This window comes from Brevundimonas sp. NPDC090276, from assembly GCF_044772165.1.
In the GTDB taxonomy this organism is placed as follows: Bacteria; Pseudomonadota; Alphaproteobacteria; order Caulobacterales; family Caulobacteraceae; genus Brevundimonas.
Window position 1 is genome coordinate 284334 of sequence record NZ_JBIVYK010000002.1, and the last position, 16047, is coordinate 300380.

General features: G+C 66.6%; 15 protein-coding genes. 10 read left to right on the forward strand and 5 right to left on the reverse strand.

What is annotated here, in order from left to right; translation table 11 throughout:
* Positions 1–55: 55 nt before the first annotated feature.
* Positions 56–1723, reverse strand: coding sequence for an energy-dependent translational throttle protein EttA (gene ettA / locus ACIQTU_RS07155; RefSeq protein WP_400544486.1), 1668 nt, complete (start codon positions 1721–1723; stop codon positions 56–58).
* Between the two features lie 174 nt (positions 1724–1897).
* Between ettA and ACIQTU_RS07160 the strand changes: the two genes are divergently transcribed.
* Together ACIQTU_RS07160 and ACIQTU_RS07165 are read left to right on the forward strand one after the other, a co-directional pair.
* On the forward strand, positions 1898–3214 hold the full coding sequence (locus ACIQTU_RS07160) for a serine hydrolase domain-containing protein (RefSeq protein ID WP_400544489.1): 1317 nt from the start codon (positions 1898–1900) through the stop codon (positions 3212–3214).
* Positions 3211–3711 (forward strand): MarR family winged helix-turn-helix transcriptional regulator, encoded by a 501-nt coding sequence (locus tag ACIQTU_RS07165; RefSeq protein ID WP_400544492.1) that lies wholly within the window; start codon positions 3211–3213, stop codon positions 3709–3711. Before ACIQTU_RS07160 ends, ACIQTU_RS07165 begins: the two co-directional genes overlap by 4 nt.
* A 14-nt stretch (positions 3712–3725) precedes the next feature.
* Here ACIQTU_RS07165 and ACIQTU_RS07170 read toward each other — a convergent pair whose 3' ends face one another.
* The 3 genes from ACIQTU_RS07170 to ACIQTU_RS07180 form a co-directional block, all read right to left on the reverse strand.
* Positions 3726–4634 carry an alpha/beta hydrolase gene (locus tag ACIQTU_RS07170; RefSeq protein ID WP_400544494.1) on the reverse strand — a complete coding sequence of 303 codons (909 nt, stop codon included), beginning with the start codon at positions 4632–4634 and terminating at the stop codon, positions 3726–3728.
* A 64-nt stretch (positions 4635–4698) separates the two neighbouring features.
* The gene (locus ACIQTU_RS07175) at positions 4699–5310 is read right to left on the reverse strand and encodes a TIGR02466 family protein (RefSeq protein ID WP_400544497.1); all 612 of its coding nucleotides are present in this window, start codon (positions 5308–5310) and stop codon (positions 4699–4701) included.
* A 44-nt stretch (positions 5311–5354) separates the two neighbouring features.
* Positions 5355–6125 carry a tRNA1(Val) (adenine(37)-N6)-methyltransferase gene (locus tag ACIQTU_RS07180; protein ID WP_400544500.1) on the reverse strand — a complete coding sequence of 257 codons (771 nt, stop codon included), beginning with the start codon at positions 6123–6125 and terminating at the stop codon, positions 5355–5357.
* Between the two features lie 142 nt (positions 6126–6267).
* Between ACIQTU_RS07180 and ACIQTU_RS07185 the strand changes: the two genes are divergently transcribed.
* Together ACIQTU_RS07185 and ACIQTU_RS07190 are read left to right on the forward strand one after the other, a co-directional pair.
* Positions 6268–7242, forward strand: a complete 975-nt coding sequence (locus tag ACIQTU_RS07185; RefSeq protein WP_400547053.1) for a polyprenyl synthetase family protein — start codon at positions 6268–6270, stop codon at positions 7240–7242.
* On the forward strand, positions 7242–7649 hold the full coding sequence (locus ACIQTU_RS07190) for a hypothetical protein (RefSeq protein ID WP_400544503.1): 408 nt from the start codon (positions 7242–7244) through the stop codon (positions 7647–7649). Before ACIQTU_RS07185 ends, ACIQTU_RS07190 begins: the two co-directional genes overlap by 1 nt.
* A 7-nt stretch (positions 7650–7656) precedes the next feature.
* On the opposite strand, the gene ACIQTU_RS07195 is transcribed toward ACIQTU_RS07190, so the two are convergent.
* Positions 7657–8862: a pyridoxal phosphate-dependent aminotransferase gene (locus ACIQTU_RS07195; RefSeq protein WP_400544506.1), complete on the reverse strand. Its 1206-nt coding sequence runs from the start codon at positions 8860–8862 to the stop codon at positions 7657–7659.
* A 121-nt stretch (positions 8863–8983) separates the two neighbouring features.
* On the opposite strand from ACIQTU_RS07195, the gene ACIQTU_RS07200 reads away from it, so the two are divergent.
* The 6 genes from ACIQTU_RS07200 (at position 8984) to rodA (ending at position 16019) form a co-directional block, all read left to right on the forward strand.
* Positions 8984–9697, forward strand: coding sequence for a TVP38/TMEM64 family protein (locus ACIQTU_RS07200; RefSeq protein WP_400544509.1), 714 nt, complete (start codon positions 8984–8986; stop codon positions 9695–9697).
* Between the two features lie 314 nt (positions 9698–10011).
* Entirely contained in the window at positions 10012–11052 is a 1041-nt protein-coding gene (locus ACIQTU_RS07205; protein WP_114818699.1) for a rod shape-determining protein, read from the forward strand.
* Positions 11053–11165: 113 nt separating this feature from the next.
* Positions 11166–12362, forward strand: coding sequence for a rod shape-determining protein MreC (mreC, locus tag ACIQTU_RS07210; RefSeq protein WP_400544513.1), 1197 nt, complete (start codon positions 11166–11168; stop codon positions 12360–12362).
* The gene (locus ACIQTU_RS07215) at positions 12359–12877 is read left to right on the forward strand and encodes a hypothetical protein (protein WP_178823678.1); all 519 of its coding nucleotides are present in this window, start codon (positions 12359–12361) and stop codon (positions 12875–12877) included. The genes mreC and ACIQTU_RS07215 overlap by 4 nt, the downstream gene beginning before the upstream one ends.
* A complete protein-coding gene (gene mrdA / locus ACIQTU_RS07220; protein ID WP_400544517.1) occupies positions 12874–14865 on the forward strand; it encodes a penicillin-binding protein 2 in 1992 nt (663 codons plus the stop codon). Before ACIQTU_RS07215 ends, mrdA begins: the two co-directional genes overlap by 4 nt.
* Entirely contained in the window at positions 14862–16019 is a 1158-nt protein-coding gene (gene rodA / locus ACIQTU_RS07225) for a rod shape-determining protein RodA (protein ID WP_400544520.1), read from the forward strand. The genes mrdA and rodA overlap by 4 nt, the downstream gene beginning before the upstream one ends.
* Positions 16020–16047: the final 28 nt, after the last annotated feature.

The following is a 16047-nucleotide window of genomic DNA, read 5'->3' on the forward strand; positions in this document are numbered from 1 at the left end:
AAGAAAAACGGCCCCCCGATTGCTCGGAGGGCCGCTTGTCATTCTGTCAGTTGGATCAGCGACCGAACTTCTGGTGCTGGATGCGCTTGGGAATGATGCTGTCCGCACCCAGGCGGCGCATCTTGTCCTGTTCGTAGGCTTCGAAGTTGCCCTCGAACCATTCCACGTGGCCGTCGCCTTCGAAGGCGAGGATGTGGGTGGCCAGACGGTCAAGGAACCAGCGGTCGTGGGAGATGACCACGGCGCAGCCGGCGAACTCTTCCAGAGCCTCTTCGAGGTTCTGCAGGGTTTCGATGTCCAGGTCGTTGGTCGGTTCGTCAAGCAGGATCAGGTTGCCGCCCGAGGCCAGGGTCTTGGCCAGGTGCACGCGGTTGCGCTCACCGCCGGACAGTTGGCCGACCTTCTTCTGCTGGTCGCCGCCCTTGAAGTTGAAGCTGCCGACATAGGCGCGGCTGTTAATCTCGCGCTTGCCGACCATCATGATGTCGGTGCCGCCCGAGATGGCCTGCCAGATGGTGTCGTCCGGCTTCAGGTCGTCGCGCGACTGGTCAACATAGGCCAGCTTGACGGTTTCGCCGACCTTGATGGTGCCGCCGTCGGGCGTTTCCTGGCCGGTGATCAGCTTGAACATGGTCGACTTGCCGGCGCCGTTGGGGCCGATGACGCCGACGATGCCGTTGGGCGGCAGCTTGAAGGTCAGGTTGTCGAACAGGGTCTTGTCGCCATAGGACTTCTTCAGGCCTTCGACTTCCAGAACCACATTGCCCAGACGCGGGCCGGGCGGGATCTGGATGACGGCGAAGGACTGGGCCTGACGGCTGCTTTCCTGCTCGGCGACCATCTTCTCGTAGGCGGCCAGACGGGCCTTGGACTTGGCCTGGCGGGCCTTGGCGCCCGAGCGGACCCATTCCAGTTCGCGGGTGAGGGCGCGCTGGCGGGCTTCCGATTCCGACTGCTCCTGCACGACGCGCTTGGTCTTGGCTTCCAGCCACGAGGAGTAGTTGCCTTCGTGCGGGTGGCCCTTGCCGCGGTCCAGCTCCAGGGTCCACTTCGTCACCTGATCCAGGAAGTAGCGGTCGTGGGTCACCAGGATGACGCAGCCCGGGAAGTTCTCCAGGTGGTGCTGCAGCCAGGCGACGGATTCGGCGTCCAGGTGGTTGGTCGGTTCGTCCATCAGCAGCATGTCAGGCTTGCTGAGCAGCAGGCGGGCCAGGGCCACGCGGCGCTTTTCACCGCCCGACAGGTTGGTGACTTCCCAGTCGTCCGGCGGGCAGCGCAGGGCGCCCATGGCCTGGTCGATGCGGCTGTCGATGTCCCAGACGTCTCCGGCGTCGATCTTCTCCTGGAGGGCGGTCATCTCCTCCATCAGCTCGTCGGTGTAGTTCTCGCCCAGCTCGTTGGCGACTTCATTGAAGCGGTTGACCCACTGCTTCTCTTCGCACCAGGCCTCGACGTTCTGACGAACGTTCAGGGCGGGATCCAGCTGGGGCTCCTGTTCCAGATAGCCGCGCTTGATGCCGTCGGCGGCGCGGGCCTCGCCCTGGAACTCGCTGTCCAGGCCGGCCATGATCTTGAGCAGGGTGGACTTACCCGAGCCGTTGACGCCGACGACGCCGATCTTGGCGTCGTTGTAGAAGCTCAGCCAGATGTTCTCGAAGATCTTCTTGCCGCCGGGGAAGGTCTTGGTCAGACCCTGCATCTGGAAAATATATTGCTGCGCCATGAGGTGCGGTTTCGCCCTGTCGTCTGATCTGATGGGGAGGTTGGCGCGGGATGTAGCCGTCGCAGACCCTTTGGGCAAATCTCTAGACGTAACGCGGGGCGGTTTGAAGGCGCGTCGGCCTTGCCCATCGCCATCAATATATGTAGGTACCTACATAACTTAAGTGGGAGAGTGATGATGGCATTGGGGGTGGCGCGACGTGGGGCGCTGGGGGCCGCGGCAGGTCTGGGCGTTCTGGGTTGGGCGGGAACGGGCCGGGCGGACGATGGCGAGGCGGCTATTGTGCGGCGGCTGGAAGCGGCCGTGGCGGAGGCGGTCAGGACCGCCGACTTCTCCGGCGCCGTCATGCTGAAGCGCGGCGACCGTGTCGTCTATCAGACGGCTGTCGGGCTGGCGGATCGGGGGCATGGCGTGCTCAACACGATCGACACCAAGTTCAACGTCGCCTCGATCGGCAAGGCGTTCACCGCTACGGCTATCCTGCAACTGGTGGACCAGGGGCGGGTCGATCTGGATGCGCCGATCCTTCGTTACCTGCCGGACTACCCGGATCGGGACATCGCTGGACGGATCACCCCGCGCCAGCTGCTGTCGCACAGCTCGGGCATAGGTAACTACTGGGAGGCCATCGCCGAGAAGCCGCCGCAGAGGTTCATCGAGACCAAGGACTTCTTGCCTTTGATCGCCGGCCAGCCCCTGGAGGCCGAGCCGGGGACGACGTTCGGCTATTCCAACTCCGGCTATGTCATTCTGGGCCTTGTGATCGAGGCGGTGACTGGCGAGGCCTATGCCGATCACATCCAACGGACGCTGTTCGATCCGCTGGGCATGAGCCGCAGCGGCGACTGGCCGCTGGATCTGGTCATCGAGGGGCGGGCGGACGGTTATACGCGAGACGAGACCACGCCGGGTGCGTGGCGCAGCAATATGTTCGTGAACCAGTATCGCGGCAATTCGGCGGGCGGCGGATATTCGACCGTGAGCGATTTGCTGACCTTCATCGGCGCGCTGAGGGACGGGCGGCTGTTCTCGGAGGCGACCCGTACGGCGGCGACGACCGGCCTGTTCGACATGGGTCGGTCGCGATACGGGCTGGGGTTCATCGTGGATCGGGTCAACGACCTGAACATCGTGGGCCAGACCGGAGGGCATTTTGGCATCGCCAGCGAGGTCTGGCTGCATCAAGATACGGGCTGGTCGGTCGCCATCATGACCAATGGCGAGGTCGACGGCTATTGGGGACTGAGCGTCGCCGTGAAGGACCTGCTGTGCGGCGAGAGCCCCGCCACGGACGCCTGGCGCCTGGGTATGGCTATGGTCACGGCGGCGGCCGATGACAGCGTGGCGGCGGCGCGCGCCCTGTTCGAGGCTCGGCCCGAAGGGATGACGCCGCGTATGGTGTTCGAGGTCGAGGCGGCGAAGGCGAAGCATCGCGGGCGGCCAGACGCTGCGTTGCGCATCCTGGAAGTCGGAGCGATGGTTGAGGCATGACGAAGGAGATGCTGCAGGGCGGTCATGGCGCGACCATCGGCGCGCAGTTGCGGCGGTTGTCGGAGCGGATCGACCGGGACGTGGGCCTGCTTTACGGCCATCTGGGGGTAGCCTTTGAACAGCGGTGGTTCGGGGTGTTGAATCAGATCGTCCAAAACGGCGCGATGACGGTGGGGGATCTCGCCGCCGCGCTGCGGATCACCCACGTCTCGGTCAGCCAGTCGGTGCGGTCGCTGGAAGCCGCCGACTATGTCCGTTCCGCGCCGGATCCAAAAGACGGGCGTCGACGCCCGCTTTCGCTGACGGCGAAGGGAGAGGCCCTGGTCCAGACCCTGACGCCGTTCTGGCTGGAGCTGAACCGGGAGGCCGAGACGCTGAATCGGGAGGTCGGCGACATCGCCCGATATCTGAACCGGCTGGACGAGGCCCTGACCGACCGGTCCCTGTTCGACCGGGTGCGCGCCCGGATCGACAACGTGGAGGCTACGGACCGTTAAGGAGAAGGCGCCGCCTAGAGGGCAGGCAGGACCGCCATCAGGGCGCGGGTGAAGCCGACGGGGGCGACCGTCAGGTGGTCTTCGTTTTCCAGCACGGTCGACTGGATGCGCAGGCCCGGATAGGCGCGTGATTTCAGCGTCCGTTCCATCGTGCGCATGTCACCGACCATGTCGGCGTCGCTGCTGTGTCGGGCGGTAGGGCCGGGGCCTTCGAAGCCGCCGACATACATGAAGACCTCAGCGGGCAGGTCGCGATGGGTGCGGGCATAGTCGGCCTCCATCTTCATCATGTGGCGCTTGTCGTACCAGAAGGAGGGGCTGCCCAGGACATAGCCGCTGAACATCGTCGGATCGGTGAACATGATCCGGGCCCCCAGCAGACCGCCGTAGGAATGGCCCAGCAGGACGCGGCGCGCCGGATCGGCCCGGAACTTCTGCTCCACAAAGGGCAGGGCCTGAGTCTTCAGATAGGTCTGATAGGCTGCCCCGCCGCCGTGCACCGACCCGGATGAGTTGCGCGGGCCGTTGGGCGTCGGCGTATAGTCGCGACGACGGCTGTCGGCGCCGCCGTCGCCCTTGGCGTAGGACAGGCCGACCAGGATGAACTCCTCGATCACCGGCCCCTCCAGATTCACCCGCCTGGCGATCTGGCGGATGATCGGGAAGGCGTAGTCGGCGTCGGTGACATAGAGGACCGGATAGCGCCGGTTCGGCTGGGCCTCATAGCTGGCGGGCAGGCTGACGAAGACCTCATAGTCGCGGCCTGAAACCGGATCTGGCACGGACCAGACCTGGGTGCCCGCCAGCACATAGGGCGCGCCCTCGACTATGGATTTGGCGGCGGTTTGAGCGTCCGCCCGCTCGCCGCAGCCCGCGGCGAGGCTCGATGCCACCAGAATCGTCGCCAGTCCCAATGCCCGCATGGAGCCCCCCTCAAGCTTCACCAGAAGGGCAGACTTCAGGGTAAATGCGGCGCTGAAAGGGCGATCAGGCGTAGTTGAAGCTGATCGAGATACGCTGTTCCTCGGCGCGGTTGGCCGGGACCTCGTGGCGCAGCCAGCTTTCCCACATCAGGATCGTGCCTGAGGCCGGCTTCAGATAGACGAAGGGCTTCTCGGCCTCGGTCGCCTCGGCGGTCAGGCCGGGGCGGGCCATCATCATGACCAGGCGCGGGTCCTCGATCTTCAGCGACGAGGCGCCGTCGGGCACGTGGATATAGATGGTGCCGGAAATGATGGCGTGGGGATGGATGTGGCCGGTGTGACCGCCGCCGGGCATCAGGACATTGACCCACAGATTGTCCAGCCGGGGCTTCTTGGCCAGATCGAAGTGCAGGGCCTTGGCGTAGGCGGCGGCGTGCTTGTCCAGCTGCTTCTTCAGCTCGGCGAACTCGGGGAAGCGGTGCGGCAGGTCATTGATCGAGCCGTAGGAGGTGTAGCCCGGATAGTGATTGGTCTTGCACCATTCGATCCCGGCCTCGTCCTCCTCGGCCATGACCAGGCAGAGGTCGAGGATTTCCTCGTGCAGTTCGGGCCAGGCGGCGGTCTCGGCCAGCGAGGCTTCATAGACTTGGGTCGGGAAGAGGGGGCGCAGGGACATGGCGGTTGCAATAGCCCTTCTCCTGCAAGGGGAGAAGGGAAGGATTAGAAGCCCAGCCCCGCCTCGCCGCGCAGGATGGCCTCGGCCTCGGGGCTGTGCTTGGCGTCGGTGCGGTCGTGCAGGACCAACGGCGGCAGCAGGCGCAGCGGCGCCTTGCCGGTCTTGATGGCCTGGACCAGCACCCGCTTGGCGGGCTGGTCGGCGTAGGGGTGGATGGGACGGATGGCGAAGGAGCCGGCCTTGTCGCCTAGCAGGGCCAGCAGGTCGGCCAGGCGGTCGGCGCGGTGGATGACCACGATCCTGCCGCCCTCGCGCACGGCCTTCAGCAGGAAGCCGGTCCAGGCCTTTAAGCCGTCGTCGGCCATCCAGGCCCCCATCTTTCCGGGGCCGGGGGCCCGCAGCGCGCCGGGGTCGTCGAAGAAGGGCGGATTGCTGACGGCCCAGTCGAAGGTCGGCAGGTTCAGCGCGCGAAACCCCTGCGCCACATCGCCGCTGACAATGGTGGTGCGGTCCTCGACGCCGTTCAGCGCGGCGTTCTCGCGCGCCAGTCCGGCGGCGGTCACATCGCGCTCCAGTCCGGCGAGAGCCACGCCGGGGCGACGGGCGGCGACCTGCATCAGCACGGCGCCCGCGCCGCAGCCCGCCTCGATCAGCCGCTCGCCCGGTTTGGCGTCCACGGCCGCGGCCAGCAGGGCTGCGTCCATGCCGGCGCGATAGCCCTTCACCGGCTGGCGCAGCCGGACGCGGCCGCCCAGCAGGGCGGATTCCGCAACTTCGGCGGCGACAGTAAGGGTTGACCCGGCTTGACCCATCATGACGCGGCCACCATTGTGCGCGCCATCGCGTTCGGGCAAGCGGATGCGTGTGATTTCCGGGCGAATCTCCCCCTTCGCCCCTGAGTTGAAAGAGATTTTCGTGGACGCAGCTCTCGTCGCCGCTCCCCGCCCCAAGGGCGATGTGGACGCTCTTGTTCGTCTGGCAAAGGACGACATGGCGGCGGTTGACGCCTTGATCATCGCGCGGATGCAGTCCGACGTGCCGGTGATCCCCATGCTGGCCGAGCATTTGATCTCGGCGGGCGGCAAGCGCCTGCGTCCCTTGCTGACCGTCGCCGCCGCTCGCGCCATCGGGGCTCAGGGCGACATCGCCGCCGCCACAAAGCTGGCCGCCTCGGTCGAATTCATCCACACCGCCACCCTGCTGCACGACGACATCGTCGACGGCTCGGAGATGCGGCGCGGCAAGGTGGCGGCGCACCTGATCTGGGGCGCGGCCTCGTCGGTGCTGGTCGGCGACTTCCTGTTCGCGCGCGCCTTTGAACTGATGGTCGAGACGGATTCGCTGCGGGCGCTCGGCATCCTGGCCACGGCCTCCAGCGTCATCGCTGAGGGCGAGGTGCTGCAACTGACGCGCGCCCATGACCTGAACCTGGATCAGGCCACCTATCTGCAGATCATCCGCGCCAAGACCGCTGAACTTTTCGCCGCCGCCGCCGAGTCGGGCGCTGTGGGCGCGGGCGCGACCGAGGAACAGGTCAAGGCGCTGCGCGACTACGGCATGGCCCTGGGCATCGCCTTCCAGTTGGCCGACGACGCGCTCGACTACGGCAGCGACACCGCGACGCTCGGCAAGAACGCGGGCGACGACTTCAACGAGGGCAAGGCCACCCTGCCGCTGCTGCTGGCCGTCCAGCGCACCAAGGGCAAGGAAGACCTGTTCTGGGACCGCGTCATCACCAAGGGCGAACGCACGCCCGAAGACTTCACCCGCGCCCGTGAACTGATCCTGGGCACGGGCGCGGTCGAGGCGACGCTGGACGCCGCCGGCGACTATGCCGACCGGGCCAAGGCGGCGCTGTCGGTCCTGCCGGCCAGCGACTGGCGCTCGGCGCTGGAAGATCTGGCCGACTTCGCGGTCAGCCGCGCGGCCTGATGCTGCTCGCGGTCGTCATGGCGGGGTTGCTGGCAGGCGCCCCGCAGGACGCGCCGCGATTCACCATGACGGCGGAAGCGGGCGACGCCCTGAAGGCTGAGCTGTTCCGACTGACGCCCGGCGACCCTGACGTTCAGGTCCGTGATCTGCTGGGCGGCGGCGAGGCGGAGGCCTTCAACCTCAAGAAATCCGGCGCCTTGAAGATGATCTACCGGCGCGAGACCGGGCCGGGCGGCGGTCTGGTGCTCTATGCGGCGTCTGAGAGCGACCACAGGCCAGACGCCGCCTGCCTGCTGACGCGCAACCCCGACGGCGACCACGACAACTCGCGCCGCGCCACCGAATGGTGCCTGTCCTTCATCCTGAAGACGGCGCCGACGTTGAACATTCCGCCGGCGCCGCTCTAGGCGGTTACTACTTCAGCGAAGCGCAGAACTTCTGGATGCGGCGGCAGCCTTCTTCCAGCACAGCTTCCGAGGTGGCGTAGCTGATGCGGAAATAGGGGCTGAGGCCGAAGGCGGCGCCCTGGACCACAGCCACGCCTTCCTGATCCAGCAGTTCGGCCGTGAAGATCTCGTCGTCGGTGATGACCACGCCCGACGGCGTCGTCTTGCCGATCACGCCCTCGATCGAGGGATAGACGTAGAAGGCGCCTTCCGGGGTGGGGCAGCGGATGCCCTCGGCCTGGTTCAGCATCGAAACGACCAGATCGCGGCGCTTCTCGAAAGCGGCGGAGCGCTCGGCCAGGAAGTCCTGAGGCCCGTTCAGAGCCTCGACGGCGGCCCACTGGCTGATCGAGGACGGGTTGGACGTCGTCTGGCTGGCGACCTTGCGCATCAGGTCGATCAGCGCCTTGGGGCCGCCCGCATAGCCGATGCGCCAGCCGGTCATGGCATAGGCCTTGGACACGCCGTTGCACGTCAGGGTGCGGTCATAGAGGTCGGGCGCTACCTGGGCGATGGTGACGTACTCGAAGTCGCCATAGACGAGGTGCTCATACATGTCGTCGGTCAGGATCCAGACCTGCGGATGCTTGCGCAGCACCACGGCCAGGGCTTCCAGCTCGGCGCGGGTATAGGCGGCGCCGGTCGGGTTCGACGGCGAGTTGAGGATCAACCACTTGGTCTTGGGCGTGATGGCGGCGTCCAGAACCTCGGGGCGCAGCTTGAAGCCGTCGGCTTCCTCGCCGATCACAGTCACGGGCTCGCCGCCGGCCAGCAACACCATGTCGGGGTAGGAGACCCAATAGGGCGCGGGCACGATGACTTCGTCGCCGGGGTTCAGCGTGGCCACGAAGGCGTTGAAGATCACCGGCTTGCCGCCCGAGGCGACGTGGATCTGGTTGGTTTCGTACTTCAGACCGTTCTCGCGCGCGAACTTGGCCGCGATGGCGGCCTTCAGTTCCGGCATGCCGTCGGCGTCGGTGTACTTGGTCTCGCCGCGATGGATGGCCTCGATGGCCGCCGCCTTGATGTTGTCGGGGGTGTCGAAGTCCGGCTCGCCGGCGCCCAGACCGATGACGTCGCGGCCTTCGCGTTTCAGTTCCCGGGCCCGGGCGGTCACGGCCAGGGTGGCCGAAGGCTTGACGCGAGCGAGGGCGGTGGACTGAAGGCTGGACATATCTATCCCGTCTGGTGGATGTGGTGAGAGCCGGGGAGGCGAGGCTTGATACGCAACCCCGCGCAGGCGCACAACGTTTGTGCGTCCTGCGGACGATTAAAAGGCGATTTGGGCGAAATTTATGCGGCGGATCGTCGATTTTCTGCTGAACATGGAGGCCCAGCGGTGGCGAACCCTGCTGGTCAGCCTGTTGCTGCTGGGCGGAATCATCGCCCTGTTCGCCTTTGGCAAAAGCCATTTCACCCTCGGCGCCGAGGAAAAGCTGGAGGCCTGGCTGGCCGGCTATCGCGTCGGTCCCTGGGGGCTGGTCGCGGCCATCGTCGTCTTCACCCTCTCGGCCTTCCTGGGGGTGCCGCAGTTCATCCTGATCGCGGCCTGCGTGGTGGCCTTCGGGCCGTGGTTCGGCTTCCTTTACAGCTGGGTCGCCACGGTGGTGTCGGCGGCGGTCACCTATTGGCTGGGGCGCGGCCCCACGGCGCGGGCGCTGGAGCGCTTCGGCGGCGGCGCGGCAGAGCGGCTGCAGCGGTTCGTCGGGCGTAACGCCTTTTCGGCCAGCTTCATCATTCGCAACGTGCCAAGCGCGCCCTTCATCGTCGTCAACATGGCCTTCGGCGCGGTGCGGGCCTCGTTCCCAGGGTTTCTGGCCGGGTGTGCGCTGGGCGTCCTGCCCAAGACGGCCCTGGTCGCCTTCTTCGGCGGCTCCTTCATGGCGGCGGTGTCGGGCGACGGGGTTTGGACCTCGCTGATCCTGGCTGGGGTCGCGGTGGTCTGGCTGGGGTTGATGCTGGGCGTGCGCGAGGTTGTGAAACGGCGTGAGGCTGCACGCGCGGATTGAGGCGTTTCGCCGTCCGCCGCCGTTCAACGAATGCGCGACGTGCAGAGGTTGCCCGTCGGCTCGGACCAAAGGGGGCAAGCGGGGCTGGAAAGCTTGAGCGGACGGGCTTTCAAGCCTTGCTGTGACAAGGCTGTGATCGGCGAGTCATAGGCGCTTGCAATCGACGCGGCATGAGGGCAAACGGGCCTGTAGTCGGCCAGGCGAGGACGAACAGGACGGTTCGGCGCACATGGGTGCGTGGAGCGGGGGCGTCGCCAGAGCGGACAAACAAGACTCACGCCCTAGCAGGCCCGAACAAGCGGTAACCGACGCCCATGCTTTCACCTCTCTTCGGCATGTTTTCCAACGACATCGCAATGGACCTGGGGACCGCCAACACCCTGATCTACATGCGCGGCAAGGGCATCGTTCTGAACGAGCCTTCGGTCGTCGCCCTGCGCAACGTCGGCGGTCGCAAGATCGTCCACGCCGTCGGCCTGGAAGCCAAGCAGATGCTGGGCCGTACGCCCGGCCACATGGAAGCTATCCGTCCGATGCGTGACGGGGTCATCGCTGACTTCGAAGTCGCCGAAGAGATGATCAAGCACTTCATCCGCAAGGTTCATAACCGCAAGGGCTTCGTGAACCCCAAGATGATCGTCTGCGTCCCGTCGGGCGCCACGGCCGTCGAACGCCGCGCCATCAATGATTCCTGCCTGAACGCCTCGGCCCGCCGCGTCGGCCTGATCGACGAGCCCATGGCCGCTGCGATCGGCGCCGGTCTGCCGATCCACGAGCCGACCGGCTCGATGGTCGTCGACATCGGCGGCGGTACGACCGAGGTCGCCGTCCTGTCGCTGTCGGGCATCGTCTATTCGCGTTCGGTCCGCGTCGGCGGCGACATGATGGACGACGCCATCATCAGCTACATGCGCCGCAACCATAACCTGCTGATCGGCGAAACGACCGCCGAGCGCATCAAGAAGGACATCGGCACCGCCCGTATCCCGGCCGACGGCGAAGGCCTGTCGATCGAGGTCAAGGGCCGCGACCTGATGCAGGGCGTGCCGCGCGAAGTGAAGATGAGCGAGCGTCAGGCTGCTGAAGCCCTGGCTGAGCCGGTTTCGCAGATCGTCGAAGCCGTCAAGGTCGCCCTGGAAGCCACGCCGCCAGAACTGGCCGCCGACATCGCCGACAAGGGCATCATGCTGACGGGCGGCGGCGCTCTGCTGCGCGGCCTGGACGTCGAGATCCGCGATCACACCGGCCTGCCGGTTCAGGTCGCTGACGATCCGCTGTCGTGCGTCGCCATCGGCTGCGGCAAGGTGCTGGAGCACCCGTCGTGGATGAAGGGCGTCCTCGAGTCCTCGCTCTGAGGCTGAACAGCCTGTCGTGACGACCGCCTTCTTCGGGAATCGGTTTTTGCGATAGGCTCTCGCAGCCGGCGGCAGCGCCGCCGGTCCCGGATCTCTAGGTAGGAAGGCTGGCCGTGGCGTTTCGCGACGGACCGTTCGAGAACATCAAGGTGCCGCTGGCCTGGACGGCGGCGGTCGTGGTCGTCGTCGGCCTGGTCGGCGCGGTCATGCTTCTGCTCGGTGACAGCCGGGGACAGCCGACTCCTGACGGCTATGGCCCTGCACGGGCCGGATTCGAGACCGGCGCAGCTCCCGTCGGCGGCGCCTTGTCTGCGCCTGTCCGCTGGACCGGCAACGCCGTAGACTACGTCAAGGGTTACTTCTTCGCGGTGTCGGAGAACCGGCGTCTGCGTCAGCAGGTCGTTGAACTGAGCGCATGGCGGGATGACGCCCTGGCGCTGAAGAACATCAACGGCCGCTACGAACAGATGCTGGGCGTCAAGACCGAGCCGCCGGTGCCCATGGTCACCGGCCTGGCGATCACCGACGCACGCGGGCCGTTCGCCCGGTCTCGCCTGTTGAACATCGGCGCCGCCAAGGGCATCCGCGTCGGCAACCCGGTGCTGAGCGAGCATGGCCTGGTAGGCCGCATTATTGGGGCGTCTTCAGGAAACAGCCGGATGCTGCTGCTGACCGACGTGGCCTCGCGCACGCCGGTTCTGGTCGAACGCACAGATGCTCGCGCCATGCTGACCGGCGACGGCAGCGGCAGTCCGCGTATGGACTATGTGCGCGGGGCTGGCTCCATTCAGGAGGGCGACCGCATCATGACTTCGGGCGACGGCGGCGGCTTCCCGCGCGGTCTGCCCATCGGCGTGGCCGCCAAGGGCGTCGACGGCAGCTGGCGTGTGAAGCTGTTCAGCGACCGCACCGCCATCGACTATGTTCGCGTCCTGCTGTTCCAGGACTTTGGCCAACTGGCCGATCAGAACGCCCTGAACGCGCCGCCTCTGGCCAGCCTGGCCGCCGCCCCGCCGCCGACGCCGGCCCAGGCCGCCGCCATTCAGGACGTGGCCACGCGCCGCGCCGCCGCCGCCGCCGCCACCGCCGAACGTGTGCGCGCCGCCAACGCAGCCCCGCCGCCTGCCTTGGCGACGGCGCCCGTCGCTCAGGCCCCGGTTACGGCCGCGCCGACGACCGCGCGTCCCGCAGCGACGCGGCCGGCGACGTCTCAACCGCGCCCCGCCGCGCCTCGGCCTGCGGCGCCTGCAACCGTTCAACCTGCCGCCACGCCTGATGCCGCGCCCACGCCTGCGGGAGCTGCAGAGTGAGACGGGCGATCACGGTCCGCGTCGTCGGCCCGCTGCAATGGATCATTTATCCGGCCCTGTCCGCGATCGCCGTCACCATCCTGCTGGCGATCCCGTTTCGGCTGTTCGGCCTGAACTTGCCCGAGCCGGTGCTGCCGATGGTGCTGGCCTTCGCCTGGCCGCTCATCCGCCCGTCGATGCTGGCGCCCGCCGTCCTGTTTGGCCTGGGGCTGTTCCTGGATCTGTTCTGGGGTGGCCCGCTGGGTCTGTGGCCGTTGAGCCTGATGGCCGTCTATGGCGGCGTCCTGCTGGCTTCGAACTTCATGGCGGGACAGGCGACTATCGTCCTGTTCGCGCTCTATGTCGCTTCGACGGGTATGGCCTTCTTCCTGGCCTACATGATCACTACGCTGAGCTTGGGCAATGCGCCGAGCATCCTGGCCGTCATGGGGCAGGTCGTCCCGACGCTCTTGCTCTTCCCCCTGGCCGACTGGCTGATCCAGAGATTTGACGACGCCGACGTGCGCTTCCGATGAGCAGCGAACCTCACATCTTCTTCTCGGACGTCAACGAGCGGCAGGGGTCCTTCCTGCGGCGCACCTTTCTGCTGGGCGGGGGGATGGCGCTTGGCACCACGGCTCTGGTCGCGCGGCTGGCTCAACTGCAGATCGTCAAGTCCGAGGAATATGCCACCCTCGCCACGAATAACCAGTTCAACTTCCGTCTGGTCCCGCCGCCGCGCGGTCTGATCAAGGACCGCAACGGTGTCGTTATCGCCGGCAACCGGCCCAGCTTCCGCGTTCTGGTCGTGCGCGACGAGACCAAGGATCTGGATCAGACTTTGGATCTTTTGGGCCAGTTGTTGCCCGACACGCTGGAGCGTCGCCGAACTATCATCCGCGAGGTCAACGCTGCGCCCCGCTTCTCGCCGGTGCCGGTCAAGAGTGATCTGACCTGGGAGGAATTCTCCAAGGTCAACCTGCACGCCGCCGAACTGCCGGGCGTCATGGCCGACATGAACGAGGCCCGCTACTATCCGTTCGGCGGGGCCTATGCCCATGTGATCGGCTATGTGGCCAAGGTGTCGGACCGCGACGTCAAGGCGATCCGCGACAAGGGCGAGCAGCCGCCGTCCATCCTGTTCAACCCGGGCTTCCGTATCGGGCGTCAGGGTATCGAAAAGGCGCTGGACACTGATCTGCGCGGCGTCGCCGGCGGCAAGCGGGTCGAGGTCGACGCCCGCGGCCGGGTGGTCGCCGAGGATGCGGCAGGGTCCAAGGCGGCCGTTCAGGGCGCTGAAGTCAAGCTGACGCTGGACAACGACGTCCAGAACCGCGCCCTGGAGGTCTTCGGCGAGGAAGCCGGCAGCTGCGTCGTCATGGACGTGCGCAACGGCGACATCCTGGCGATGGTTTCGTCGCCGTCGTTCGATCCGAATCTGTTCGTGTCGGGGGTGCCGTCCAAGGTCTATCGCGCCCTGGCCGACTATGAGCGGCGCCCGTTGCTGGACAAGGCCCTGGGCGGCACCTTCGCGCCGGGCTCGACCTTCAAGCCGATCGTGGGCTTGGCGGCCATGAAGCGGGGCTGGGACCCTAACCGCCGCGTCGTCTGCAACGGCAGCTTCTTCCTGGGCCGCCGCTTCGCCTGTCTGGGACGGCACGGCGCGCTGGACATGCGCGGCGCCATCAAGGCTTCGTGCAACGTCTACTTCATGACGGTGGCGACCGAGTTCGGGCCCGATGCGATCGCTGAGACGGCGCGCGAAATGGGTTTTGGGCAAACCTTCGACATCGGTTTGACCGGCCAGAAGGCGGGCCTGGTGCCAGACCGCGAATGGCGCCGTCGGAACCCGGTGCGAGGCGACGGCAAATGGTATCCGGGCGAGACGCCCAGCTACGGCATCGGGCAGGGCGCCCTGAACGTCAATGCGCTGCAACTGGCCGTCTATACGGCCCGCATCGCCAATGGGCAGAAGGCGGTGACGCCGCGCCTTATCAAGTCAATCGGCGGGGTCGAGCAGACATCCGGCACGGACTTCGCAGATCTACCCTTTGACGCCTCCATGCTGAAGGTGCTGCGCGACGGCATGGAGGCCGTGACTGACGTCGGCGGCACAGGCTTCCGCAACAGCCAACTGGGCCTCGGCGCCGTTCGCATGGCGGGCAAGACCGGCACGGCCCAGGCCCAGAACTATGGGGCGGGATCGCGCAAGGGCGCGGGTCGTCCCTGGGCCCAGAAGGACCACAACCTCTTCATCGCCTACGCCCCGATCGACAACCCGCGCTACGCCGTGTCGGTGATTGTTCAGCACGGCGGTCTGGGCGGCGGCACGGCCGGCGCCCCGCGTGCGCGCGAAGTGATGAAGGTCGCTCTGCTCAAGGATCCGGAAATCCGCGCCCGCATCGAACAGGCTGGTTTTGAGGCGCCGGAGGACGCCGGCGCCCGCGAGGCCGAGGCTCGCGGCGAGCCCGTTGACACGCTGCCCACCGACATCGCCGCGCCTCCGCCGGAGCCCGCCCAGTGACCGCTTCCGCCCTGACCCGCCCCGGCGAACGCGACCGGATTTCAAGCAAGCTCGCCGAACTGGACTGGCGCGTCATCGGCCTGCTGTGCGTTCTGGCGGGCATCGGTACGGCCATGCTCTATTCGATCGCGGGCGGTAATTGGTCGCCGTGGGCGTGGAAGCATCTGCTGCGCTTCGGCCTTCTGCTGATCGCCATGATCGGTCTGGCCATGGTCCACCCCAAGTGGTGGTTCCATGCGGCCTATCCGCTGTACGGTCTGCTGCTGTTCATGGTGCTGCTGATCGAGTTCACGCCCATGGGCTATGTGGCCGGGGGCGCCAAGAACTGGTTGAACCTGGGCTTTATCCGCATCCAGCCCGCGGAGTTCGTCAAGATCGGTCTCGTTCTGGCGCTAGCGCGTTGGTATCACGGCCACTCGGCCCAGGACGCCCGCTGGTCATGGAAGCTGTTGATTCCCTTGGGCATGATTGGCGTGCCCTTCTTGCTGGTGGCCAAGCAGCCTGACCTGGGCTCGGCCATGGTCATCGGCCTGACCGGCGCCGCCGTCATGTTTATGGCGGGGCTGAGTTGGCGTGTGATCGCCGCCGCCGCCGCCGCCGCGGTGGCCGTCATTCCGCCCTTCGTCATGTTCGTCATGCACGACTATCAGCGCAACCGCGTCCTGACCTTCCTGAACCCCGAGGCCGACCCGTCCGGCACCGGCTACAACATCATCCAGTCCAAGATCGCCCTGGGTTCCGGCGGCCTGCTGGGCAAGGGCTATGGCCTGGGCAGTCAGAGCCAGCTGGAGTTCCTGCCGGAACGCCACACCGACTTCATCTTCTCGACCGTGTCGGAGGAGTTCGGCTTCCTCGGCTCCTTTACCGTTCTGGCCTGCTATCTGGCGCTGATCCTGATTTCGCTGCGGATCGCGGCCCTGTCGCACAGTCATTTCGGCCGCATCAGCGCGGCGGGCATGACCGCCTTCCTGGCCTTGTTCGTCTTGATCAACGGGGCGATGGTGATGGGCCTGGCGCCGGTTGTCGGCGTGCCCATGCCGCTGCTGTCCTATGGCGGCTCGACCATGATGACGGTGATGATCGGCTTCGGCCTGATCCTGTCGACCCACGTCCACCGCTATGTCGAGTTGCCGAAGGGGCAGGGGCTGTTCTGATTTCGGTTTCAGGCGTTAGGCTGAGACC